24 protein-coding genes are annotated in these 23,813 nt (G+C 43.1%); 11 read left to right on the plus strand and 13 right to left on the minus strand.

Annotated features, from left to right (window positions below; translation table 11 throughout):
* The first annotated feature begins 21 nt into the window (after positions 1–21).
* On the plus strand, positions 22–546 hold the full coding sequence (locus tag ADU24_RS04150; protein WP_053368769.1) for a GNAT family N-acetyltransferase: 525 nt from the start codon (positions 22–24) through the stop codon (positions 544–546).
* Positions 547–656: 110 nt separating this feature from the next.
* Here the strand turns inward: ADU24_RS04150 and clpP are convergent, their stop codons facing one another.
* A complete protein-coding gene (gene clpP / locus ADU24_RS04155) occupies positions 657–1,238 on the minus strand; it encodes an ATP-dependent Clp endopeptidase proteolytic subunit ClpP (protein ID WP_053365440.1) in 582 nt (193 codons plus the stop codon).
* 39 nt (positions 1,239–1,277) lie between these two features.
* Entirely contained in the window at positions 1,278–1,964 is a 687-nt protein-coding gene (locus ADU24_RS04160; protein ID WP_053365441.1) for a sigma-70 family RNA polymerase sigma factor, read from the minus strand.
* 278 nt (positions 1,965–2,242) lie between these two features.
* Between ADU24_RS04160 and fumC the strand changes: the two genes are divergently transcribed.
* The 4 genes from fumC (at position 2,243) to ADU24_RS04190 (ending at position 6,176) form a co-directional block, all read left to right on the plus strand.
* A complete protein-coding gene (gene fumC, locus ADU24_RS04165; RefSeq protein WP_053365442.1) occupies positions 2,243–3,619 on the plus strand; it encodes a class II fumarate hydratase in 1,377 nt (458 codons plus the stop codon).
* Positions 3,620–5,052: 1,433 nt separating this feature from the next.
* Positions 5,053–5,232, plus strand: coding sequence for a hypothetical protein (locus tag ADU24_RS04180; RefSeq protein WP_053365445.1), 180 nt, complete (start codon positions 5,053–5,055; stop codon positions 5,230–5,232).
* A 65-nt stretch (positions 5,233–5,297) separates the two neighbouring features.
* Positions 5,298–5,948, plus strand: a complete 651-nt coding sequence (locus tag ADU24_RS04185; RefSeq protein WP_053365446.1) for a hypothetical protein — start codon at positions 5,298–5,300, stop codon at positions 5,946–5,948.
* 6 nt (positions 5,949–5,954) lie between these two features.
* Positions 5,955–6,176, plus strand: a complete 222-nt coding sequence (locus ADU24_RS04190) for a hypothetical protein (protein WP_053365447.1) — start codon at positions 5,955–5,957, stop codon at positions 6,174–6,176.
* Between the two features lie 515 nt (positions 6,177–6,691).
* Here the strand turns inward: ADU24_RS04190 and ADU24_RS04195 are convergent.
* Positions 6,692–8,005 carry a hypothetical protein gene (locus tag ADU24_RS04195; RefSeq protein ID WP_053365448.1) on the minus strand — a complete coding sequence of 438 codons (1,314 nt, stop codon included), beginning with the start codon at positions 8,003–8,005 and terminating at the stop codon, positions 6,692–6,694.
* Positions 8,006–8,018: 13 nt separating this feature from the next.
* Positions 8,019–8,198 (minus strand): hypothetical protein, encoded by a 180-nt coding sequence (locus ADU24_RS04200; protein WP_053365449.1) that lies wholly within the window; start codon positions 8,196–8,198, stop codon positions 8,019–8,021.
* A 343-nt stretch (positions 8,199–8,541) separates the two neighbouring features.
* On the opposite strand from ADU24_RS04200, the gene ADU24_RS22905 reads away from it, so the two are divergent.
* Entirely contained in the window at positions 8,542–8,691 is a 150-nt protein-coding gene (locus tag ADU24_RS22905) for a hypothetical protein (protein ID WP_156324510.1), read from the plus strand.
* Between the two features lie 66 nt (positions 8,692–8,757).
* The gene (locus ADU24_RS22910) at positions 8,758–8,919 is read left to right on the plus strand and encodes a hypothetical protein (RefSeq protein WP_156324511.1); all 162 of its coding nucleotides are present in this window, start codon (positions 8,758–8,760) and stop codon (positions 8,917–8,919) included.
* Between the two features lie 189 nt (positions 8,920–9,108).
* Here the strand turns inward: ADU24_RS22910 and ADU24_RS04205 are convergent, their stop codons facing one another.
* From ADU24_RS04205 to ADU24_RS04230, 6 genes are all read right to left on the minus strand, one after another.
* Complete coding sequence (locus ADU24_RS04205) at positions 9,109–9,882, minus strand: hypothetical protein (RefSeq protein ID WP_053365450.1); 774 nt, start codon at positions 9,880–9,882, stop codon at positions 9,109–9,111.
* Positions 9,883–9,884: 2 nt separating this feature from the next.
* Positions 9,885–10,460, minus strand: coding sequence for a hypothetical protein (locus ADU24_RS04210; RefSeq protein ID WP_053365451.1), 576 nt, complete (start codon positions 10,458–10,460; stop codon positions 9,885–9,887).
* 643 nt (positions 10,461–11,103) lie between these two features.
* Entirely contained in the window at positions 11,104–12,216 is a 1,113-nt protein-coding gene (locus ADU24_RS04215; protein WP_053365452.1) for an ABC transporter ATP-binding protein, read from the minus strand.
* 253 nt (positions 12,217–12,469) lie between these two features.
* Positions 12,470–13,378 carry a PucR family transcriptional regulator gene (locus tag ADU24_RS04220; RefSeq protein WP_053365453.1) on the minus strand — a complete coding sequence of 303 codons (909 nt, stop codon included), beginning with the start codon at positions 13,376–13,378 and terminating at the stop codon, positions 12,470–12,472.
* A gap of 82 nt (positions 13,379–13,460) precedes the next feature.
* On the minus strand, positions 13,461–13,673 hold the full coding sequence (locus tag ADU24_RS04225) for a YheE family protein (RefSeq protein ID WP_053365454.1): 213 nt from the start codon (positions 13,671–13,673) through the stop codon (positions 13,461–13,463).
* An 82-nt stretch (positions 13,674–13,755) separates the two neighbouring features.
* Complete coding sequence (locus tag ADU24_RS04230) at positions 13,756–14,049, minus strand: hypothetical protein (protein WP_053365455.1); 294 nt, start codon at positions 14,047–14,049, stop codon at positions 13,756–13,758.
* Positions 14,050–14,176: 127 nt separating this feature from the next.
* On the opposite strand from ADU24_RS04230, the gene ADU24_RS23630 reads away from it, so the two are divergent.
* Together ADU24_RS23630 and recQ are read left to right on the plus strand one after the other, a co-directional pair.
* On the plus strand, positions 14,177–15,337 hold the full coding sequence (locus tag ADU24_RS23630; RefSeq protein ID WP_053365456.1) for an SEC-C metal-binding domain-containing protein: 1,161 nt from the start codon (positions 14,177–14,179) through the stop codon (positions 15,335–15,337).
* An 18-nt stretch (positions 15,338–15,355) separates the two neighbouring features.
* Positions 15,356–17,512 carry a DNA helicase RecQ gene (gene recQ, locus ADU24_RS04240; protein ID WP_053365457.1) on the plus strand — a complete coding sequence of 719 codons (2,157 nt, stop codon included), beginning with the start codon at positions 15,356–15,358 and terminating at the stop codon, positions 17,510–17,512.
* Between the two features lie 23 nt (positions 17,513–17,535).
* Here the strand turns inward: recQ and ADU24_RS22480 are convergent.
* Together ADU24_RS22480 and ADU24_RS04255 are read right to left on the minus strand one after the other, a co-directional pair.
* Positions 17,536–19,094, minus strand: a protein-coding gene (locus ADU24_RS22480; protein WP_156324512.1) for an IS3 family transposase whose coding sequence is annotated in 2 segments (ribosomal slippage) — positions 17,536–18,452 and positions 18,452–19,094 — 1,560 coding nt in all. Because the reading frame shifts where the segments join, the coding sequence is not laid out codon by codon here.
* A gap of 153 nt (positions 19,095–19,247) precedes the next feature.
* A complete protein-coding gene (locus ADU24_RS04255) occupies positions 19,248–19,580 on the minus strand; it encodes a DUF3139 domain-containing protein (RefSeq protein ID WP_053365459.1) in 333 nt (110 codons plus the stop codon).
* Between the two features lie 257 nt (positions 19,581–19,837).
* Here ADU24_RS04255 and ADU24_RS04260 point away from each other — a divergent pair, with 257 nt between their 5' ends.
* The gene (locus ADU24_RS04260) at positions 19,838–20,635 is read left to right on the plus strand and encodes an ABC transporter ATP-binding protein (protein WP_082306809.1); all 798 of its coding nucleotides are present in this window, start codon (positions 19,838–19,840) and stop codon (positions 20,633–20,635) included.
* A gap of 3 nt (positions 20,636–20,638) precedes the next feature.
* A complete protein-coding gene (locus ADU24_RS04265; RefSeq protein WP_053365460.1) occupies positions 20,639–22,276 on the plus strand; it encodes a hypothetical protein in 1,638 nt (545 codons plus the stop codon).
* Between the two features lie 156 nt (positions 22,277–22,432).
* Here the strand turns inward: ADU24_RS04265 and ADU24_RS04270 are convergent, their stop codons facing one another.
* Entirely contained in the window at positions 22,433–23,797 is a 1,365-nt protein-coding gene (locus ADU24_RS04270; protein ID WP_053365461.1) for a YheC/YheD family endospore coat-associated protein, read from the minus strand.
* Positions 23,798–23,813: the final 16 nt, after the last annotated feature.

Raw genomic sequence — 23,813 nt, forward strand, 5'->3', positions numbered from 1 at the left:
TTGAGGAAGGGAGAGGGTTATATGGACATTTCAATCAGGCAGGAGAAAGAAGCGGATTATCAAGCTGTGGAAGAAGTAATCGAGAGGGCATTCTCCGATGTGGCAATCAGTGATAAGACAGAGCATCACCTCGTTAAAAGGTTACGTAGCTCTATGGCGTTCATCCCGGAACTTTCGCTTGTAGCGGTTCATGAAGCGACTGGCGAATGGGTTGGACACATTCTTTTTACAAAAGCACGGATTGGGGATGCTGAGACGCTGGCTCTCGCGCCGGTATCTGTCCTGCCGGAATACCAGAATCGTGGAATTGGCGGACTACTTATCAATAAAGGATTGGAGAAGGCAAAGGAGCAAGGCTATGAATCGGCAATTGTACTCGGCCACCCTGGCTATTACCGGAAATTCGGCTTTAAAAAAGCATCCCTGTGGGGAATCAAAGCGCCGTGGAATGTCCCGGATGAAGTCTTCATGGCACTGGAACTTCGCGCGAAATCTCTTGATGGGGTATCCGGAACTGTTGAATACGCTGACGCGTTCAATCAATAATATAGAGAGTGAGTCTCTATGCGGACTGGTTTATTGTTTATTATCAGAAAAAGAACCCTTTCCACTGTCCGGAAAGGGTTCTGGTTTTGTAAGCCGTCCAAATAAACAACTCACTTCTTGCTAATGATTTTATCGATAATCCCGTACTCCAAGGCTTCCTGTGCACTCATGAAAAAATCGCGGTCCGTGTCCTTGGCGACTTTTTCAACGGGCTGGCCTGTGCGTTCGGAAATGATGCCGTTGACATGCTCGCGCAGCTTCAGGATGCGGCGCGCTGAAATTTCGATTTCGGTGGCCTGGCCCCGGGCACCGCCAAGCGGCTGATGAATCATGATTTCGCTGTTTGGCAGGGCATATCGCTTTCCTTTCGTCCCGGCAAGGAGCAGCATCGCACCGAATGAAGCGGCCATCCCGATGCAAATCGTGCTGATTTCCGGCTTGATGAGCTCCATCGTGTCAAAAATCGCAAACCCTGCGGTTGTCGAACCGCCCGGGCTATTGATGTAAATGGAGATGTCTTTTTCCGGATTATCAGCCTCCAGGAACAGCAGCTGGGCAATGACGCTATTCGCGACCTGGTCGTTGATTTCGTCCCCGATAATGACAATCCGGTCCTTCAGAAGGCGTGAATAAATGTCATAGGACCGCTCCCCGCGGCTAGATTGTTCAATTACATATGGGATTGCTGCCAAATGAATTCCTCCCTGATTGCGTCCGGCCAGCCTGAATGGTTACGCCGCCACGCAGTAAAATTCGAGAGATGAACGGGAGTGCTTTTGTGGTGCCGGTTTCCGGACTTCCGCCAGCGATGCGATTTTAGGAAGATTTTTTATTAGGATGGCCGGATCGCCCTGGTGAAGCGCCTCCAAAAATAATTCCTCCATGAAGTCCTTGCTTTCATCCGGCTGCAGCGGGGCGAAGGCATGGAGAGAGCGTCCCTTTTCCAGCCTGTTTTTTGCCCGATGGAGAAGGGACTTTACAGCCATTTCCGTCGTATCGAGTAAATCCGCGATTTCGACCGCCTTATAGCGGAAGCCTTCTTTTAAAAAGAACATGACCGCTTGCTTCGGAGTCAGTTTCTCAAGCAATAGCTTCACAGCGTCCAGCCTGTCATTGGGCTTCTGTTCCTTTTCAGGCGTTTCTGCAGGAACCCCGACAACCTCATGCCGCCCCTTCCTTGCAAGGTCAATCCAGTGATGGTAGGCGATTTTTTTCACAAGGGGAGCAGTTAACTGGCTAGGCGGGTAATGCTCGATTCCTTTCAGGACTGCAGATTGAAAAAGTTCATCAGCCTCCCATTGATCCCTGGCAAGAAAGCGGCAATACTTCTGCAGGGAAGCGCACAGCCCTTGAAGCCATTCGTCTTCAATGTTCGCAATGATATTCTCCTCAGCTGGTATGTTCTTGCTGGCAACCATACAACGTCACTCCTTTTTGCCTCTCTGCCCTCTATAACGAAGGAAGTTTTCAAAAAGATACGGGCAAGTAAAGTTATTTTACTTTATTTTAGCATTTGCCTTTTGGATACCTGAAATTTCACTAAGCGTTTCTTTTTATAAAAAGAAAACCCCTTATTTGGCTTTTAAAAAGAAAAACGGGGAAAATGGAATAGGGAATGCAAACACATTTTGATATTGGAAACAGCCTTTGCGAAAAATAAGGGCCGTATACAACGGCGAGAAATGGGAGGAGAAAAATGGATTACCGTATTGAAAAAGACACACTTGGCGAAGTGAAGGTCCCGGCTGACAAGCATTGGGGCGCGCAGACGCAAAGAAGCCTGGAGAATTTTAAAATCAGCACGGAAAAAATGCCACTCGACCTCATTTACAGCCTGGCTACTGTCAAGCTTGCGGCGGCAGTCGTGAATAACGCGGCGGGAAGGCTTTCAGATGAAAAGAAGGACGCCATTGTCCACGTATGTGCAGAAATTCTTGAAGGGAAGTACGACAGCCATTTCCCGCTTGCGGTTTGGCAGACAGGCAGCGGCACCCAAACGAACATGAACGTCAACGAAGTCATCTCGAACCGGGCAAACGCGCTGCTTGAGAGTGAAGGCAGCAGTACAAGAATCCATCCGAATGACGTTGTGAACATGTCGCAAAGCTCGAACGATACCTTCCCGACAGCGATGCACATCGCGGCGTACGGAAAAGTTGTTTCGTCACTTTTGCCTGCGGTTGAAAGGCTTGCCGAAACCTTCCGGCAAAAGGAAAAGGATTACGAAAACCTGATTAAAATCGGTCGCACTCATCTCCAGGATGCGACCCCGCTAACATTGGGCCAGGAAATCAGCGGCTGGCGGGCGATGCTTGAAAAAAGCGCGGCAATGATCAAGGAAGCGAGCAAGAGCCTGCTTGATTTGGCAATCGGCGGGACTGCGGTCGGGACAGGCATTAATGCGGCACCAGACTTTGGGGATCAGGTAGCCGAGGTAATTTCAGGGGTTACCGGCCATCCGTTCCGTTCATCCGCGAACAAGTTCCATGCTCTGACAAGCCATGATGAGATCGTATATGTTCATGGCGCGATGAAAGGACTTGCTGCGGATTTGATGAAAATCGCCAACGATATTAGGTGGCTTGCGAGCGGTCCAAGGAGCGGAATCGGCGAAATAACGATCCCGGCAAATGAACCAGGCAGCTCCATCATGCCTGGAAAGGTGAATCCGACCCAGAGCGAGGCGCTGACGATGGCGATTTGCCAGGTATTCGGGAACGACGCAACAATCGGCTTTGCCGCCAGCCAGGGGAATTTCGAACTGAATGTATTCAAGCCGGTCATCATCGATAATTTCTTACAATCCGTTCGGCTCCTCGCCGATGGAATGGATTCATTCAATAACAATTGCGCGGTGGGCATTACAGCGAATGAAACAGCCATCAAGGCGCAAATGGAACGCTCGCTCATGCTCGTCACGGCGCTCAATCCGCACATCGGATACGAGAAAGCCGCCCAGATCGCCAAGCTTGCCTTCAACGAAAACCTTGGCCTGAAAGAGGCAGCCCTCAAGACCGGCTACCTGACCGAAAAGGAATTCGACGAATGGGTACGTCCGGAGAATATGGTGTAAATAAGATTGCGAAGGGCTTTGGAAGAGGAGTGTTCACGGGTGTCATTTTAGAACCTTTTGAAAGCAAAATGCCCCCTCGATATAAGGAGGCATTTTGCTATTGGCTGGGCTGGCCGGAGTCGCACCGGCTCGCCAGGACAAACGGAGTAGCCTGGCACTGGAACCCATCGATAAAAGGCAGAAAATACGAACATTGCTTGCACAACCCGAAAAATCTTGTTTAACAGGATGTTTCACGGGCGAAGATGAATGCACCATCCAATTCTTTGAATCCTATATAAATTGGATGGTGGCCTGCCGCATTATCTAGTTTGGACATTCGCGGCTGCTTTATTCTAGGCCAGTCAGGAAAATTTCGCATAGAAACAAGAGTGCCGTAAACACTAACCAAAAAGGGAGGGGATTGGACATGGGAGTCTGCCCGGTCTGCAATGGACTAAAGAAAGTGGATATCAACTGCGAAAACTGCACGAACCTAATGGAAGAAAAGGGACGCTACATGGACTACTTCGACGACTACAGCCCCTACATGCCCATCGACCAAATGAAACTTGAGGACGGCATMCCCGATGACCATAGAAACCGCCAATGCCCCCACCTCTACCGCTGTCCAGCCTGCGGGACAGATAGTGTGATTCTCATAGGAGAATAGACAGTGATTTCGCTCACGATAAATTATTTTTATGGGGGTTGAAAATATGAACAATGCCTGTCATTCCCCGAATTTTCTTGTTTCACAGGAGAGTTTCACATCGTTTTGAAGCTGCGGAATGTAAAGCAATGTCATCAAGGACTCCTTTAACGGTTATTCCTACGTTGTCACTAAGCGCATCAATACTAATTTTTTTCTATAAACATTTCCGTCGATGCTCGTTTCATATCAAAGGGATATCGCGTTTATCTAATAATGCGTTAAGGTTGGTCTTGATACGGTTGATTCCCACGTCCTTAAATGCCAGGAGAAAACGGTTGTTAAAATTCAGAAGAGAAACAAGGACGGTATAGGACTTTTTATTATGTGGACAAATGTTGAAATCCGGAATGTGCAGGAAGAGAACAAATAAAACGAGGGAAAATGGTTGTTCTTGTCTTCTGGCTTTGATTATTGCAAGTATCTTCCTAAGTCCGATAATCTTCTACCATAAAAAAAGGGCCTCCCATTTTCGGAGGCTCTTTTCACTGCGATGAGGACCAGGAATTCAAAAACTTTTTTGCGCCTTTCTGACTTTCTCCTCATCGACTTCATCAGTGTGTGGGTGATAGATGAACTCAATCTTTTATGCCAATCTGCTCACCTCAACCTACTGTATAAGGCAGCAGGGATGTCTTTGACACACTTTGTTTACAGCAGGAATGAAATATTTAGCAGTAAGGAATACTGGGAAATATCAGGAATATTGATAATATAAAACTTTTGATGTGGGTGTGATGATATGTATTATAAATATCTAACCAAAGGAGAACGGGTAAAAATTTCTGAAATTGAACAAAAAATTAAAAGTGCTAAAAGCGTATTAGAAGTTCAGCTTTACAAGGAACAAATTGGCCTTATTCTAGAAAGAATAATTTTAAGAAAAACAATTGAAAAAGAAAAAAATCAATCAGAAAAATGACATTTTATGTTATCCTTTAGCTAGAGAGGGGTATATAGAATGTTTTTTTTACTGGAGAATGGGAAATGTACATAACGAGTGCTTTGAATTGTTTGTCGGTTGAAACTCAATATTTTGAAAACGATTACGGAATTATAAATCAGGTTATTTTGCCATTGCTTTTTGGTGCACTTGGCTGCTGGGTTAGATTAATCGTATCAACAATAAATTTGGAAAACTTTTCTAAACAGAATCCGAAGCACGTTAATCTTAAAAAAAATCATCGCCATGAAATTTTAAAATCTTATTCTTGGATTTTTATAATCTCCGGAGCTTTAGCAGGGTTTGCTGCAGTTAATTTGATTAATCCCCAGGGGACATTTGCACAGATTACTACATTGTCTTTTATTGCGGGATTAAGTGGCATCACGTTCCTGTTGAGAAGTTCCCTAGTAGAGGGGGTAGTTGAAGATAAGATATTAAATGGTATAAAAAATGAAACATTGGAAGATCACTATTCAGCTAAAGAAGAAGTAAAAAATGATAATGAATTAACGATTGAAGAACTTGCTTCTCTAATTAACGAGACCTATAATATAGATACAACTTTAATTGAAGACTATGAGTCTGAGATTGATTTTGGTGATTTGGAACCACCAGAAACACCGGGAGAAGTTGATTTAAATCCCGAGAATATGGATAATGGAAATTCAGACTCGACTAAACCCAAGGAGTGATGAGACATGTCAAAAAATAGTTATTGGAACTTATTAACTCCTCGTGAAAAAGACTTAATTGAAATCTATGAAAAGAAACTAGAAAACGCGACTTCTATCGAGGAAGTTGAACGGTATAAAATTCAAATAGGAATAATAATGGTTCAGATTATAAAAAGAGCAAAAACAGTCCAAAAAGGTAAAAATCTTAAAAGCAATAATACAAAGAAGGATTTAGTTCCCAGTTAAAAGACAGTCGATATTCTATGACTGTCTTTTTTAAATGAAAAACACGCAATGCTGCTTGCCTCATACCAGATTATCAACCTGCTTTGTCTTTAACATAACCTTGTAGCCATCATCCCTTCTTTTTGTGAAAATAAGTAACAAACTGGGCTTACAATAATACCTTGTTTTGTCCACCAGGAAAAGCTGAACCGGATGGGGATTCCATGTTTTGAATAATCTCAAACCAAATTTTATTATTATCTGTTCTCATTACTTAGCGAAGTACCTCTTTGGTGATTTTAAATTGACAAACTGCAATTTCTACGCTTGAGACCTCCCACTTGTTTCTGTAATAAATGAAAAATGATGGGTTAATGTCGAGGCAGTTCTCCCCTTCAATATCCCTCGGTCAAGTATTTCCATATTCTCACTCACCTGTCTGTCTTAAAATAATTATAGAACATATTTTCTCTTTAAGTAGTAAGAAAAAACCATTTTAAGCGATGGTTTCGTTCGTCGTAAACCGCTAAAAATATTTACTTTAATACATAGGTTTCTTGGTACGAGCTATCTTTACCTGGTAAAAAGGTTATTTTTATGATTTCCCCTTCGTCCATTAACTCGACCTTTTGCTTTAACCTCTCTAACCCGTTAATCTTCAGACTCCTATACTCAGATTGAATTTTTTCAATCGGTATAGCCTCACCGAATAATTCAAATCTAGCTTCAAGACCGGATTGTTCAAACAGAGCTCCTATCTCATTGTTCCTAGATTCGAATGTATCAATTATATTTATAATCGTTTGCTTGTCCCTTATCTCTGCGGTTAGATTTCGAAGAGAATTTACAATTGGTTTTTTCTTCATAACATGCTCAAGGATATCAATGGTTTCCCATTCTTCCTTGGATACTGAATCTGGTATTACGAAAGTCAAATTGAAATGTTTTTCAAGTGCATAAAGTCTTTCAATAAAGCGAAGGTCTTTTTCTAGGTTCTCCGTATTCCCTTCAAATGAGAAATTAGGGGCGACCAGAAAATCCTCATTGCTTTCAAGGTTTTTAAAAGCAAATGCCTGATGTTCTCCTGTGGCCAACTTTAAAAATCTTAACAGGATCCTATTTGAATCGACATTGTTACGAAACTCTTCTCTTATTTTTACATTGATTTTCGCTGTATTCGATTTACTCTTGTCTTTTATCGGCAATTTAAGAGAGACTAACAATTTAGATGATGATTGACGACTATTATCGATAAAAACAAAATAATTTTCACTGCCGCTAATGCTCATTTCCAGGTAATCCAATATTGTAGTTTCGGGCTGACCCTTAATATAAAACTTTAATAGGATTGGTTTAGGCAGTGGTCTTGGCGGGATTACCCATTTTCCTTCTGTTAATGTTTCATTAAGATTAGGCGTATCAACTGGCTGGTCTCCGATCCAGGCTGTTATGGATGTCATGTTTATTTCAATTTCTTGCTGATTAAAATAGGCATCTTCTATCAATTCGGAGAAGTTTTTATAGGCCTTCATTTTTTCTTTTGAAAGTGTAAAATTTCCTCTGTATGAAAGTGGGTATTTTTCAACAGCATCTGTCGTTAATGGCTCATGGGCCAAAACAGTTGTATTGCCAAACTGGACAGGCTTATATCGGTAATGGGGATAAAGTGGATGTTTTGTTCCAATTAAGTCTTTTGCTTCATTCATCAACTGAATAACTTCATCCCATTTTCCAGCCTTAGATAAACGGTTTATTTCATCAAAAATGGATACTATCACAGTTACTTCAGAGTTTTGGATTGCTAAATTGTTATTGCCCGATTGCTTGAGAGTGGTCTTATCTCCAAACATTTTATATTCACCATCATTCTTTATCTCTTTTATTGATATTGATAGACGAATCTATAAATGCGGTATTGTTATTACCTTTTTGATTGATTTCTTTTTTTGTTTTGTTTTTATTAACAATCTTATACGTTGCACCTAAAAATACTGCTGCAACAAAACTTGCGATCACCGACCAAAAAAAAGCAGATGAGTCCACAAATAACACCCCTTAGTCACTTTTTTTCAGTATAAACTAAATTGTTGAAATTTTGACGCTACTTAGCCTTTTATGGGAGATTTTTGATATGAGAAGGAATTCCGCACTCATATTTGGGTATTTGTGGTAACATTGGGTGTATGGGGGCTGGGATTATATTGAGTAAGATTTTTTAATTTCAGCAATTATTTTTCTGGTTTTTTACATCCACTGTTGCAGCGCACCAAGGAAATACAGATGCGGTTCTGAGTGTTATTCGTATAAAGGGCATTCGAAATTAATAAATGAATCCAAAGTTTTTAATAGAATATATATTTAATGGCTAGAAAAAGGAGGAGTTATTTTGATTGAGTCAATTCTAAGAATCCTTTTTCAAGTTAACAAGTACGAAAGCAGACTGCTTGATGGGATAAGAGCAAATAAAGAAGTAGAAATCGAATCAAAGCATTATGATAGCTATTGTAAGCACAAAGTAATTTGGGGAGATATTTGATGAGGTGTATTACCTTGCTAAAGACGGTACAGAGGAGTGCATAAAAAACTTAAGGAAAAACATTCGATGAAAGATGAATATGGGATTAAAGTAACAATACGGACACCAATTTTTGATGAAAGAGAGAATGAACAACGAGTAAATGAATTCTATTTGGAAGAAGTTATCGGTTTTATCATTCGTGTTAGAGAAAAAGTAAAAAAGAAATGGGGAGAGGAGTTGCGATGACGCGAAATCGAAATGGCAAGGAAGAACGAAATAAAGGTCTTAGCAGAAACAGTTAATAATATTGTAAATAAAAAAATGACAGGGAAGCATAAGTTCCTGTCATTTTTTATTTCAGCATTGTCTCTGCCTAGTACAGTTTTTTCTTGAACCCTGTTAATGATTACACTCAACAAGGTGGAAACAAAATAATTAAGCCTTCAAAAGCCGGTTTTCCATTTTATTCATGTACTCTTCTACACACTTAATTCCTAATGCTGTTAGTTCGCATTTTTTATCCCCGAACTCAATTAACCGTTCCCGATGAAGAGTGGGAAGAACAACAGTTTTAAACCGACTTGAATTCTTGTATTCAGTAAATCTAAGTAGATCATCAACATTTAATTTATTGTCGTTATGATAAAGAAGAATTAAGATTTCCTCTTTCAATGGTATTTTAGGATCCAAAACACGTTGAACCTCTCCATTATCAAAAATAAGAGGTAAATCCTTCTCCATAATTCCATCAATTATGGAATGGCATCTATCAGCAGGTAAATTAGAATTCTGTCGAATTAATTCAGCTAGCACCCAGTTACAAGAAAATACAATTAATGTTGAATCCATTAAATTTGGGCTTACCAAGGATAAATGTCCAACGCCCCTTTTGTTTCTGAGGTTGTATATTGATTTCAATATCCTTGGAATATGCAGCCGAAAAGATTCATCTCCAGTCCCCTGCTCATACCTCCTCATTTCGACGTCATTGAAGTTATTCAAATTTTTCCCAATGGGAATATGGTTTGAGAAAAGTTCAATGTCGATCAACCTTCGTACTACTTCTACAAAAAAGCCGCCCTCAAGTTCACTAGGCTTAAAGAGTCGTAATGAATAATTTCTCTTCAGTTCTATATAGGCATTTAATAGCGCATCAACCAATTCTTCTGGATATTTTTCGGATAAAATAGTTTTAATATCATTAATCATTTTTATTCGCCATGAATTAACGACTTAATTATTCGCTTTGCTTCTTCTTTTCCTGGAATAGTAAGTTTAATTTCTTTATTTTTACTCCCTTTGGAACCTTCAATTATAAAAAACGTTGGGTTCCTTTTAAAGTAAGTAGCGAAATTACTTGAATCCAAGCATGCAAATTGTTCGCACAGTTCTCTTAATGTAGACACTTCTGTTTTAGGATTACCATAATAGTCATTTGCCAGGCAGTATAATAAGGAATATCCAATCTGGCGTTCTGCAGTTGTACCCTTAATTTTATTTGTTATGATTTTAAACCCCTGTTCTTCCGTGTGAATTATCTGGTTCAGAGTTTCTTCATCTACACCAAAATGTTTATTAAACACTTCATTTACTACATTGTCTACGTATTTTGGTAAATCCGAGACATGATTTTCAACATATTCTGGAGTAGTTTCAATAGTTCTCTCATTGTAACTAACCAACAATTCAGAATATAATTTAATGCCTTCGGAAACAAAAGTCTCCGACCCTTCCAATTCAATTAGTCCATTTTTTATGTCTATTTTTGCTTTTGTTAGGACGGTCATTCCCATTCCTCCCTATTTAAATGAATATTTACCAATATTCGACAACGGGATAGGGGATTCCTTCCTAAGAGCTTTATTTTCTCGAATAAAATTTTATTATTATATTCCTTGGTTAGCTTACAAGACGGCTTTTAAGATAATCATAGAATGTAGTCCGGCTAATCTTATGGGGAAATGGTAGGCGTTAGGTACAATTACAACAAAGATGGAAGTTTACCCGAAAAGCCTAACTATCATAGAATGCCAAAAGGTGGCTTATGTTGGTTTTACACGTCTGAATCTCCCAAAGTAGATTTTGTGTCAGAAATTGAAAATCACTCTCCAATAAAGGTGATTGTGGAAGTGAATTAGGAATAATTGCAATTAAACCACAAGAAACATTACTTTTGTGGTTTTTTCATATATATTTAGCCCGTAAATTAGCCCAATAATTTTAATTAAAAATAACAAGTGTACAATGGCTATTGTCCTTATGCGAATTGATATGCTGCTTCGATTTGAATACCAATTCTACTTAAACATTGAAGTATTAATAAAATAAAGAGTCCAATTCATCAGTGAATTGGACTGCAAATTATTATCCTAAATTTATTTTCTGGATTAAAACCGAACTAACTGGACGTTTCTCTCTTTTGCAATGCTCTTATTGTTCAGCGGCTGGGCGGATGCGCAGCTCGGTTTCGACATCGAAGAAGTGAACCTTGTTCATGTCGAACGCAAGATCAATCTTGTCATTCGGATGGATATCGGAGCGGGAATCAACCCTAGCGACGAAATCCTGGCCACCCAGGCTTGAGTAAATCATTGTCTCCGCGCCGGTCAGTTCGGATACTTCAACGGTAGCGGTGATTTTTGAGCCTTCGGAAGCATCGATGAACACTGGCTCATCATGAATGTCTTCAGGGCGAACGCCGAGTACGATTGGCTTCCCGACATAACCTTGTTCGCGAAGATATTTCATTTTTCCTTCCGGAACGGCTATTTTCACATCGCCGATAACGAACTTGCCATCTTCAAGTGTGCCTCGGAAGAAGTTCATCGCCGGCGACCCGATAAAGCCGCCAACGAAAACGTTCGCAGGCTTTTCGTATACTTCTTTAGGAGAACCAACCTGCTGGATGAGGCCATCCTTCATAACTACAAGGCGGGTGGCCATTGTCATCGCTTCAGTCTGGTCGTGTGTTACATAAATTGTAGTTGTGTCGAGGCGGCGGTGAAGCTTGGCGATCTCCGCGCGCATCTGGACGCGAAGCTTGGCATCAAGGTTGGAAAGCGGCTCGTCCATCAAGAACACTTTCGCGTCACGGACAATTGCGCGGCCTAGGGCAACACGCTGGCGCTGACCACCGGAAAGAGCTTTGGGTTTACGGCTCAAATATGTTTCAAGGCCAAGGATTTTCGCGGCTTCTTTAACCTTTTTATCAATTTCAGCCTTCGGAACCTTGCGAAGCTTCAGGCCGAATGCCATATTATCATAGACTGTCATGTGCGGGTAAAGGGCATAGTTCTGGAATACCATCGCGATGTCGCGGTCTTTTGGTGCAACATCGTTGACCCGTTTGCCATCGATATAAAAATCGCCTTTCGTAATTTCCTCAAGCCCAGCAATCATCCTCAATGTCGTTGACTTTCCGCAGCCGGATGGCCCGACGAACACGATGAATTCCTTATCCTTTATGTGAAGGTTAAAATCTTCAACGGCTGTTACTTTGTTGTCGTACACTTTATAAATGTGATCGAGTATCAGTTCTGCCATGTTTTGAATCCTCCCATATAAATAATCTCTTATTTTAAGTGTACGTGAAACAGCGAAAAAACCATATGGACAGGCTGCACAAAGATAAGTGTCCCGGTTTTGGGCAATGTGCCTGGGCAACTGTTAAAAACCGGCTTCATAAAAAAAACAATCCAGAGGGTACATTTTTCCTGCAAATTGAAAAGCCTTGAAGCGAAGTCAAGGGAACGACCCCTTTGGAAAACAAAAAAGCCGCCAAACGTGCTGGCGGCCTTTAGCTTGTTCCCCGGTCCCTTTCATATAAAAGGCATGCGAGGTAAACGGTGAAGGCGGAGTGGAAATCCTTCAGGCTGACCCCTGTCTTTTCTGCGAATTTATCGACCCGGTATTGGAGCGTGTTGCGGTGGATGAACAGTTTTTTTGCGGCAAGGCTTGCATTCGACCCGTTCTCGAGAAATCCCTTTACCGTAATGAACATCTCGTCGTCACTTCTGAACGCCTCCGCGAAAACAGCGTTCAACGCTTCGGCAAGCGGCCCGGGCAGCAGTGACGCGACATAGGCAGGGAAAACCTTTTCAAAAGTGTAATACCCTTCCGGGGGAATATTTTTTTTAGCAAAATCAAAATAGTTTCGCTCCTCCCTGAATTGTCCCGGCAGTGCATCGGAAACTGTGAGCTGCCTTCCAACATACATTCTTGTTTGTATGTAAAAATCACTTTCAAACGCGTCTGCTACTAAAGCAAGGTCCCGCTCGTCAACTAAAAACGAACCAATTTCAATTGCTACAGCCCTTCCCGAACCTTCCCAAAGGATCATAATCTCTTCAGGGAAAAACCCTTTGATTGCCGTTTCAAGCTCCTCACGGTCATGGTTTTCTCCGTGGAACTCGAATTGGATGAGCCGGATGGCTTCACCTTCAAAGCCTGCAGGCGGTTCAACGCCTTCAAAAAGGKATTCCTTCCATTGCCGCGAAAGGGGAGAAAGATTTTCAGATGGCGCCTCCTCACGGACATAAATCACCCCTAGAAGGTCAAGCTCCTTTTTGCTGATCGATTCCACGGGAATAGAAATCCAATTTTTTTCGGATTCATCATAAAAAATATAGAATTTAGTTTGTGCCCTTACCGGAGGATGCTCCGTAATAAAGGCTCCAGGGTATAGCGCCAGCAGTTTTTCGAACATAACGGTTCTCCTATTTTAAAAAATCATTTAACTCAATTATAGTAATGTGGCCAAAAACGGAAAATGCCGGGCTCACCCGGCACTAGCGGTCATACACATGGAACAGCATCAACTCGTGAATCTGCTTTTCCAATTCGTTCCGTTCAAGCCCTTCCGGTGCATTCTGGCCCCATTCGATTTTTCCGTCCTGGAGGTAGTGCCCCGTCCGCTTCAGTTTTTTGAAAAAGAATGAAAACTCCCAGCCGGGTATTTCCGTATTTTTGTATAAAGGCTTGAATTGAAAATGTGTCAGCAATGCAATCCCCCCAGTCCAATTGTACCGTACAGCCACAAAACGAGCGAGGGGGAAGCACGAAGCTAACCGGCTTGCGGCCAGCCTATGTCAGCAGCCTCATGAAAAACGCGAAAATCCAAACGAGAACCGCCGTAACGGCAACCATCCAAAGAAACATTTTCACCGGTGCTTCCTTCCACTCGGAACGCAACGGAGGAAGGGCTTGGAGGACAAAGGTGGTGAGAAATACTGCAAGTGGTACCCAATCAAGAAATGACTCACGATGAGAACCATCAAGAGCATCTGAAATCATCCGCGCAAAAAAATAAAGAAACGTCCCTGCATGCACAGCACATGCCACCAAGAACGAAGGCAAGACCCGCTTATTTTTGAACATGAAAACCGGCTCCTTCAAAATAACATTTATTTTTATAGTATGTAATGAATTATACGCTGTACCCGGGAAAACAGGTTGCTTTTTCGGTATAATGAAACTATATGTCCAACTATTTATGGGGTGTAAAATGCAATTTACTACGAAGATAGAATCATTTTTAAAGACGCCGGATCCCATTCTCCTTGAATTTATCATGAATATTGTACGGGATTATCCGGGAATTCCTGAAAACTGGGCCACAACTCTGTTTGAAAGGGCTTTGGAATCGGAGGGAAATGCCAATATAATCCTGTCGAATATGGAAAAATTTCCGTTGACTGATGACTCGATTGGTATCTTGCTGAAGGGGTTGGAGCGAGGAGGTCCATCGTTAGGGTATTTTAAACAATCACTTTATGGCATAAGTACCGAAATCGCTCTTAAAAAGAAGCGTGAACTGGGGCCTTATTTGCCTGATGAAATGTGGAAGACATTTGATTTCATTGTACATGCCGAAGATGAGCATCAAATGTGGGAAGAATATGCCGGAATTTTAGCCGAGTTGGACCAGGGCGGGGGCAATAATCTCCTCTATTCTAAGGCTAAGCGGATGGCAGATGCCATGCTTGAAAGAGGCTGGATGGACGAAAGTGAAATAGAAGCTGTCTTGACCGGCAATGCGGAAAAGGATATCCAGCATACTTCTTGGGGAATGCTCGCCTCCTACATGGCGGGTAAACTCAAGTTAAAGGATTCCATTCCATTAATAGCGGAACTTTTGGCTAGTGATAATTTCAGTGTACAGGAAGAGGCTTGCGACGCCCTAATCGCGTTTCAATCGGATGAAGTTATTGAAGCGGTTGTACCTTATTTACATCACAAAGATGCCTGTATCTATGCAGTTTCAGTTTTGGCGAATCTAAAAACTGACCTGTCGTTGAAAACATTAAAAGAACACTACAAGATCGCCGATATTGGGGATAAGGAATTCTTTTTCGAAGCGCTCTGCCATTCCCTCTCCCCGGAAGCTCTTCCTGAGATTCAGGATTTCATGGAAAATGGCCCTGACGGGATGGTTGTTGAGTACGAATTGAATCTTTTTGGCTACCATGTGATGGCAGGTATCCCTTCCCCCTACGTGAATACGTGGAGAAAGCTTCTTGTAGAACGGGAGGAAGTATTTGAAAAAAAAGATAGAAATACAATGAAAAAAAGCCCGCAACAGATAGGGAAAAGTGAAAAAATCGGCCGCAATGACCCTTGTCCGTGCGGGAGCGGAAAAAAATATAAAAAGTGCTGCGGGAAGTAAAAAGGGGGTCCTAAACTGATGCTTCAAAAAGCGAACGATCTTTTAAAAACGTATTTTGGCTATCCGGCATTCAGGGAAGGACAAGAGCGGGCCATCTCTTCGGTGCTTGAAGGCAGGAACACTCTTTGTGTCATGCCGACTGGAGGCGGTAAATCGGTTTGTTACCAAATACCGGCGCTGATGCTTGAGGGGACGACGATTGTCGTTTCACCGCTTATTTCCCTGATGAAGGACCAGGTCGACGCCCTTATCGAGCTTGGAATTGATGCGGCCTACATCAACAGTTCACTATCAAGCCAGGAGGCGGCGGAACGGATGGAGGACGCTCTCGCGGGAAGGTACAAGCTATTGTATATCGCTCCAGAGCGGCTGGAATCGCCTTATTTTACCGAGCAGCTTGGAAAAATGGACATACCACTCATCGCTGTTGATGAAGCGCACTGTATTTCCCAGTGGGGCCACGATTTCCGGCCCAGCTACCGCCATATTGCAAAAATGGCGCAGGGCTTCCGCAATCGGCCGGTGATGCTTGCGCTGACGGCGACCGCGACCCCGATTGTCCGGGATGATATCTGTACCTCGCTCGGAATTGAAATTGGTAACGAGATCATTACCGGCTTTGAACGGGAGAATCTTTCGTTTTCCGTTATAAAAGGCCAGGACCGCGGCAAGTTTCTGAAACGCTTTTTACAGCAGAATGAAAAGGAAACAGGGATAATTTATGTCGCGACCCGCAAGACGGTCGACCAGTTGTATGAAAGCCTGAGAAGAGGCGGGATTTCGGTTTCCCGCTACCATGCCGGAATGAGCGACGCGGACAGGTTCGGCGAACAGGAACGTTTCCTGCGCGATGAAGCCTCCGTGATGGTTGCTACGTCCGCATTCGGGATGGGCATCGATAAAAGCAACATCCGCTATGTTATCCATTATCAGCTTCCCAGGAACATGGAGAGCTACTACCAGGAAGCGGGGCGCGCCGGCCGGGATGGCCTTCCGAGCTCGTGCATCGTCCTTTATTCACCGCAGGATATCCAGGTCCAGCGTTTCCTGATCGAACAATCGGTCGAGCGGGACCGGACCGCATCGGAATTGGAAAAACTTCAGGGCATGGCGGACTATTGCCACACTGAAAGCTGCCTCCAGGAATACATTCTCCGATATTTCGGGGAAACGGACACAGAACCGTGCGGGCGCTGCGGCAACTGCACCGATTCGCGGGAAAGCGAGGATGTTACAAAAGAAGCGCAAATGGCCCTATCCTGCATCATACGCATGGGGCAACGCTTCGGCAAGGCGCTCACCGCCCAGGTTTTGACCGGTTCGCAAAACAAAAAGATCGCTGAATTTGGCTTTGATAAACTCTCAACATACGGAATTATGGAGGAGTGGACCGCGAAGGATGCGGCCAGCTTTATCGAGTTTTTGATTTCCGAGGACTTGATCGGGGTGGAACACGGTACCTATCCGACTATTTATGTTTCGCCCAAGGGGAAGGAAGTTTTGCAGGGAAGGCAGCGGGTTTCACGGAAAGTCGCCGTCCGATCCGCGGAAATATCGGTGGAAGACCCGCTTTTCGAAGAACTGAGGGCTATAAGGAAGCAGCTTGCCGACGCCGCGAATGTCCCGCCGTTCGTCGTTTTCTCGGATGCTTCGCTGAAGGATATGTGCCTGAAGCTGCCGCAATCGGATGAGGATTTCCTTGAGGTAAACGGGGTAGGAGCGAATAAGCTTGAAAAGTACGGTGAACCGTTCATATCGGCAATTCAGAAGTTTCTGGCCTTGAATCCAGACCGGGAGCCTGTTTTTGAAGAAGAAGCAAGGACCGCGAAAAAACGCCCAGCAGCCAAGCCGACGAGCGACTCCCATCTCGAAACACACCGCCTCCACCTTGAAGGCCAATCGGTTGAAGGAATTGCCGCCCGCCGCGGGCTAGCCGCTAGCACTGTTGAAAACCATCTATTAACCTGCCACCAGCAGGGGATGCCGGTGCAATTTGAGAAATTGATTCCTGAGGAGTTTTTGCCGCTGCTGGAAAAAGCGGTCGCCGAAGCCGGGCGGGAGCGATTAAAACCAATTAAGGAGCTTCTTCCCGAAGAGGTATCTTATTTTATGATTAAAGCATTTTTAATAATGGAAAAGAGCCGCACACTATCTGAACTGCCCCCCGTCAAGTAGACAGTGGAAATAATAAAAAGGATCTAAGCGGCTTTAGCCCTGTATTCCAAGGGGCTAAGGCCGTTTAGTCGTTTTTGATATCGGTCATGATTATAGAAATGGATATATTCATTTATTGCTTTAGATAAATCTTCAAAAGTCCCATATTTATGCAAGTAATACTTCTCAGATTTTAATGTCCCCCAAAAGGATTCCATAGGTCCATTGTCAATACATCGTCCTACTCGTGACATACTTTGGATCATTTTAGCTTTATCTATCCTTCGTTTAAAGCCATGTGAGGTGTACTGGAAGCCACGGTCACTATGGATGAGTGGATGTTCTCCCTTTAGGAACTTAGTTGCCTGGTCCAGAGTCTCAAAAACAAGTTTATTGTTGTTAGATTGCCCTAATACAAAACTGATGATGGACCCATCATATAGGTCGCGAATCGCACTTAAATAAGCTTTTTTGTTTGAACCGTATTTAAATTCAGTTACATCAGTAACCCACTTTTTATTTGGGCTGTCAGCCTTGAATTCCCGATTCAAGATATTTTCGGCAACGTGTTGGGGGATAGAACGTTTATAACGTTTCTTCTTAACCCGAATGACAGAGCGTAAATGAGCCACTTTCATTAATCGATATATCCTCTTATGATTAAGCGGCACATTGAACTTTCGGTTCATGTGGAGGGTCATTTGACGATAACCAAAGGTACCATCTACTTTTTCATGGAGAGCCTTCATCTCTTTTATGATTTCTTCATTCAGTTGATCCTGGGAAGTCGGTTTTCGATTGAGCCACTTATAGTAAGCAGCTCGTGAAATACCAGCTATTTCACAAAGCGTGAGAATACTAAGTTCTTCTTTCTCATTAAGTTCCTGGATTGCCACATACCTATCTTCATATCGAATTCGACTTACTTTCGCCTCCTTTCGATCTCCTCTAACTTTTTTAAGAATAAATTCTCCGCACGTAAGCGTTCATTTTCTCTTTCTAACTTTTTCATTTGAAATTTGATTTTGTCTTCCGGAGTTAATTCGGCTTCTTCTTTCTTCTTTCCACGCTTATCTTTAAGTGCTTCATCTCCGCCAACTTCATATTTCTTAACCCATGTATAGACTTGTTGGTAAGAAACTTCATAAGTGTCAGCTGTCTTCTGATAATCCTTTCCATTCCCCAAGCAATCAAGGACAACTTGGATTCGTTCATCCCAAGTTGTTTTTCTCCCTTTAGTCATAGAGCTCGACCTTCCTTTTGATGTATCTTTAATTTCTCTATGACTATTATACTTGTTAATCCACTTCCTGAGGACCGACTCATGAGACACTTCATACTTTCTGGCAACCTCACGTAAAGAGTAATTACCAGACAGAACATCACGAACAGCCGCAAGCTTTAGTTCCTTCGTATACTTTTTCCAAGTTGAAGATTCTTTAAGGCCTTCAGTTCCATATGTATCAAATTGATATTTCCATTCCCTGATTGTAGTTTCATTTACATTATACTTTTTACCAATCTCCGCTAAGGAAAAAGAACCAATTTCCCAAGCTTTTAATACCTCAATCTTAAACTCAGGAGTGAAAGCTCTTTTAGACATAAAAATACTCCCCTTTAGTAGTCAGATTTTTATTTTTTAATCTGTCTACCTAAAGGGGAGCATATCAATCCTAGGTGCGGCTTTCGGTTCTCCGGAATTTTTATTTTGGAACATAACTCCTATGCCTTTTTAAGGTTTTTAACAAATCCACTTTTATTCATCTGGTTCTAAATGTTTATATTTTTGAGCTTCTTCTCCATTTGGAAAAGGTGAACCTTGTCTTACCTTTCCATCAAGCCGTATATATTCATAAACATGCTCAGGTTCATCCTTAAAAGTAACAAAAGCTGCATAAAGATAAGAAGCCTTTGTGGGACTAACTTCTACTTTTTGAATTTGGTCTTCATTATACTTTTTTAATAAATGCTCATAAGTATCTTTCTTTAAAGAATAAAGCTGATAGTTTATATATCCAAAAAACCCTAGAGGAACTATTACTATTAACCAAAAAATAATTGTTATTGTTATGATAAATCCTTTTTTCAAGATATTCCTCCTCATATAGTAGTAATCAGAGACCACCGGAAAGTTTGAATTTATATTTCAATACAAAATAAATATTCAACTTTAACACATTAAAACCTTCCTTGATTTTTAATGACTCTCATAAAAACTTTAGCAGAGTGAGATGACGAGACTTACATTGAGATAGATGGTGCTTCTTGTTGAACCTTTCAGTAGTGTTTTTTTTCCAAATAATAACTAGCTTATATGTTAAACTATTCCTAGATTAACAGAAATGGGTGGTCCTTATTTTACATAATGAAGAAGTCGTTCTGGCACTTAGGAACCTGCGGAAGAATTATGGGGCAAAACCGGTTCTGCAGGGAATTGACCTTACTGTTAACCGAGGGCAAATCATCGGATATATTGGAGCGAATGGAGCGGGGAAAAGTACGACGATCAAGCTGCTCCTAGGCCTTGAGGAAAACTATCAGGGAGAAATAGAGATTTTTGGGCAAAAGCTCAAGCCCGGAGATTATGAGTATAAAAGAAAAATAGGGTATGTCCCGGAAATTGCCGAGCTTTATGATAACCTGACTGCAATCGAATACTTGACCTTCACGGGTGAACTGTATGGGATGAATCCCGAAAAAGCGGAAGTGAAGGCCAAAAAGCTGATGCGCGCATTTGGCCTCGATAATGTGTTCTATAGCCGGATTTCGTCTTTTTCAAAAGGAATGAAGCAAAAGGTGATGATCATCTCAAGCCTTCTGCACGATCCTGAACTCCTGTTCCTCGATGAGCCGCTAAGCGGGCTAGATGCAAACTCGGTCATGATTTTTAAAGAAATCCTCTCCCAGCTTGCAGCCAGCGGAAAAACAATATTCTACTCCTCCCACATTATGGATGTGGTCGAAAAAATCAGCAGCCGAATCATTTTGCTTAACGGTGGAAAAATTGTCGCCGATGGAAGCTTCGAACAATTGAAGGAACAAAGTGCGGAAGGTTCCCTGGAACAGATTTTCAACCAGCTGACAGGCTTTGATGAATTCAGGGACATGGCGGATGAATTTGTTTCAATCGTCCGGGAGGTGTGATTCTTGAAGGATGTAAGGACGTTGAGGGTACTCGATAAGTTCAGATGGATGTTTGAGCGGCTTGGGGCTGACTATCCGGTTATGAGGAGTATCCTTGCGATGAAGCTTACGATGGACCAGAGAAGGGCGCCGACAATCCTTGGAGGGGCACGGAACAAGAGCGATCACAGCCATGAAGAAGAGAACCGCTTTATGAAGTCGCTTTGGATTTATTCGCTTTACGGACTCCTGCTGTTGCCGCTGATTTTGATGGGAAACCATTTTTTCTTTCAAATGACAACCTTTTTTGGCGTTTTGATGTTTCTAATCATGACGTCACTCATTTCTGACTTTTCGGCGGTACTTCTCGATTTGAGGGACCGGAATATTCTTATGGCCGGGCCTGTTGGCAGAAGGACAATCAGCCTTGCCCGTGCGGTGCATGTTACTATTTACTTGTTCTTCCTGACGGGTTCTTTGGCGGCTGCGCCGTTGCTTGCAGGGCTATTCAGGCACGGGCTGGCCTTTTTTCTTATCCTTGCGGCTGCGCTTATTTTCGCTGATTTGCTGATCATGGCGGCGACCGCTTTGGTGTATTACTTCATTCTCCGTTTTTTTGATGGAGAGAAGCTTAGGGACATTATTAACTATGTACAGATTTTCCTGACTGTTTCTCTCGCGTTAGGGTATCAGCTCGTTGGGAGAACATTTGAACTGATTGAAATGGAAAAGGCAATCGATCCAGCCTGGTGGCAGGCGATCCTTCCGCCGGTTTGGTTCGGCTCCCTGTTCGAATTTGGCATGAATGGAATTTCTTCGCCCCAATTGGCTTTGTTTGCGCTTTTGGCCGTTTTGGGGCCGGCCGCAGCCTGGGCTTTATATGTGAAAAAGATGCCGGCCTTTGAAAGCGGCATCCAAAAGCTCTCTTCTGGAAGCGGTCCGAGCAGGGTAAAGGTTCCCCCTTTAAATACGGTTGCATCAAGGCTGCTGTGCCGGGATAGGGAAGAGCGGGCTTTCTACAGGTTCGCATTGGCGATGATGAAAACCGAACGCGATTTCAGGCTAAAAGTATATCCATCAATCGGCCTTTCGCTAGTTGTCCCGCTTATTCTCCTTTTAAACCAAATCAGATGGGATTCATTCGAAAACCTTGTCCACAGCAAGTACTACTTATCAATTTACATGGCGGCGATTGTCATTCCTACATCAATCATGATGCTGCAGTATTCAGGGCGCTACAAAGGCTCCTGGCTGTTTGGAACCGCACCTTTAAAAACATTTGCTCCATTTTATAGCGGAACACTGAAAGCTTTTCTGAGCCGGCTGTTTTTTCCGGTCTACGCCATTTCCGGAATGGTTTTTTGCTGGATTTTCGGGCTTCAGGTGCTGCCGGATATAATCGGGGCTCTTCTTGCCGCAATCATCTATACGGTGTTTTGCACGTATTTGCTTAAAGGGTCTTTGCCGTTTTCGGAATCATTCGAGGCAAGCCAGGAAAGCGAAGGCTGGAAAATCATTCTTTACCTCATTCCAATGTTCGGTTTCATGGGCGTCCATTATTTGTTTACCTTCATCCCATATGGCAATTATCTTTACGTCCTCATCATGCTCGTCGCAGCTTCCGTGTCCTGGAGGATGGCCAGCCGCAGGATTTGGGTCTGACAAAGGGGGTAGTGAAGCTGGGGACGTACCTTTTGATTCATACCAAACTTATTTCAATGAAACAGGGGACGATCCCTTCGCCTCAAAATGAGGCACTGGATCCGTCCCCTGCTTCATTTGCCTAACATTATGGCTTTGGATTCGTTCCTTTTCATATTATCTGTATATTTCCTCCGGCGCCCTGACGGATTTTTCGGCTAGATGTATGGCGTAGTCGATTGGCAGCTTTCTTGTTAAATATTCGTATTTGCGCATCCCGCGGTGGTGGAAAATTGACCTGCCGGGCTTGGAATTTACTTCGAACAGCCAAATAATGCCATCCCGGTCGATGCCAAAGTCAAAGCCAAATTCCCCGGCGATTCCCTCTAGCCGCTCCTCAAGGATTTCGCTAAGTTCCAACGCAGCCCTCGATAGTTTCCGCTCGTATTCCACCGCACCTTTTTCACCGAAAAGTTCCTTCAGCGTATGGACGTCCCCGCCATTTCTCACATGGGTCGTAATGCTGCCGAATCCCGCTTTTTTTCCGGCAATCGCCGAAATCTGCCACTTGCCTTTTCCGTCCTTATTCGTATGGACCCTGAAATCGACAGGCCTTCCGTCCACTTTTAAGAGGAGAATCCTTTGTTGGATCAAAAGGTTTTTAAGTCCGCGTTTGCCGAACATCTTGGAAATAAGCGCGTACAGACTGGAGAACTTCAATAGTTTATTGTTACCATTTTGATCCCTGAAGCGGCAATAACAAGTGGAACCCGGAAATTCGGCAATCACCTGGCGGATGCCAAGCCCAAGCGTACCATTAACCGGTTTCAAGTAGATGGAGCCGTGCTTATCGAGCAGCCGCCTGGTTTCGGCAATCGAAGTGTACAGGTGGGTCTCCGGCAAGTATTTTTGCGCTTCACGATGGTCATTGAGAAGCTCATATATATCCAATTTATTGAAGAATCCGGGGTTGAACCATGGAATTAAATAGTCGTGCTGAAGCCTTTCTTTTGCAAGTTTGCATTCCGGCCTGCTTTCGCTTTTTCTTGTCGGCAGCCGGTCATAGACGACATTTGGAAAAGGCACAAGCCGAGTCTCCCAGGTTCCTTCGTTATAAAAGTAGCCTTTAATTAAATTTTTCTCCCAATCAATTGCCTGCCCGGTAAAGAGAAAACCTGAAGCACCTGAGGAACTGCATGTCTCGAGCATTTTTGAAAACGAATTGGTCCGTTCCCCAGCCGGCTTTTCGCTAGATTCAATTAGCCCAGATGTAAAAATGCCGACCAGCGGGCCTAAAAACAAGGTGTCATCATTTGAAAAGATGCCGAGCTTCACGACATTTTCAGGAATATGAAGTGCATCAAGAACCATCTTGCTGATCCCGAGACTGTCCTCGCCATCGGGTTGGGGCAGGACGGCGGCATCCATGGACGCGGAACCGAATGCCGCTCTTCGAACCGACGGCATTGGCCCAAGGCGGGCAGGATAATAAACAATGGGCTTGTCATGCTCGATCGTTTCAACGGAATAAAACTTAACCATAATACTCACGTCCTTA

Origin of the sequence: Bacillus sp. FJAT-27245, from assembly GCF_001273955.1 — a bacterium.
Lineage (GTDB): Bacteria > Bacillota > Bacilli > Bacillales > Cytobacillaceae > Bacillus_D.

Coding starts and splice junctions, on each gene's coding strand:
- ADU24_RS04150 (WP_053368769.1), top strand. CDS start 22: ATGGACATTTCAATCAGGCAGGAGAAAGAAGCGGATTATCAAGCTGTG.
- ADU24_RS04160 (WP_053365441.1), bottom strand. CDS start 1,964: ATGGTTGCCAGCAAGAACATACCAGCTGAGGAGAATATCATTGCGAAC.
- fumC (WP_053365442.1), top strand. CDS start 2,243: ATGGATTACCGTATTGAAAAAGACACACTTGGCGAAGTGAAGGTCCCG.
- ADU24_RS04180 (WP_053365445.1), top strand. CDS start 5,053: ATGTATTATAAATATCTAACCAAAGGAGAACGGGTAAAAATTTCTGAA.
- ADU24_RS04185 (WP_053365446.1), top strand. CDS start 5,298: ATGTACATAACGAGTGCTTTGAATTGTTTGTCGGTTGAAACTCAATAT.
- ADU24_RS04190 (WP_053365447.1), top strand. CDS start 5,955: ATGTCAAAAAATAGTTATTGGAACTTATTAACTCCTCGTGAAAAAGAC.
- ADU24_RS04195 (WP_053365448.1), bottom strand. CDS start 8,005: ATGTTTGGAGATAAGACCACTCTCAAGCAATCGGGCAATAACAATTTA.
- ADU24_RS22910 (WP_156324511.1), top strand. CDS start 8,758: ATGAAAGATGAATATGGGATTAAAGTAACAATACGGACACCAATTTTT.
- ADU24_RS04205 (WP_053365450.1), bottom strand. CDS start 9,882: ATGATTAATGATATTAAAACTATTTTATCCGAAAAATATCCAGAAGAA.
- ADU24_RS04210 (WP_053365451.1), bottom strand. CDS start 10,460: ATGACCGTCCTAACAAAAGCAAAAATAGACATAAAAAATGGACTAATT.
- ADU24_RS04215 (WP_053365452.1), bottom strand. CDS start 12,216: ATGGCAGAACTGATACTCGATCACATTTATAAAGTGTACGACAACAAA.
- ADU24_RS04230 (WP_053365455.1), bottom strand. CDS start 14,049: ATGTTCAAAAATAAGCGGGTCTTGCCTTCGTTCTTGGTGGCATGTGCT.
- ADU24_RS23630 (WP_053365456.1), top strand. CDS start 14,177: ATGCAATTTACTACGAAGATAGAATCATTTTTAAAGACGCCGGATCCC.
- recQ (WP_053365457.1), top strand. CDS start 15,356: ATGCTTCAAAAAGCGAACGATCTTTTAAAAACGTATTTTGGCTATCCG.
- ADU24_RS04270 (WP_053365461.1), bottom strand. CDS start 23,797: ATGGTTAAGTTTTATTCCGTTGAAACGATCGAGCATGACAAGCCCATT.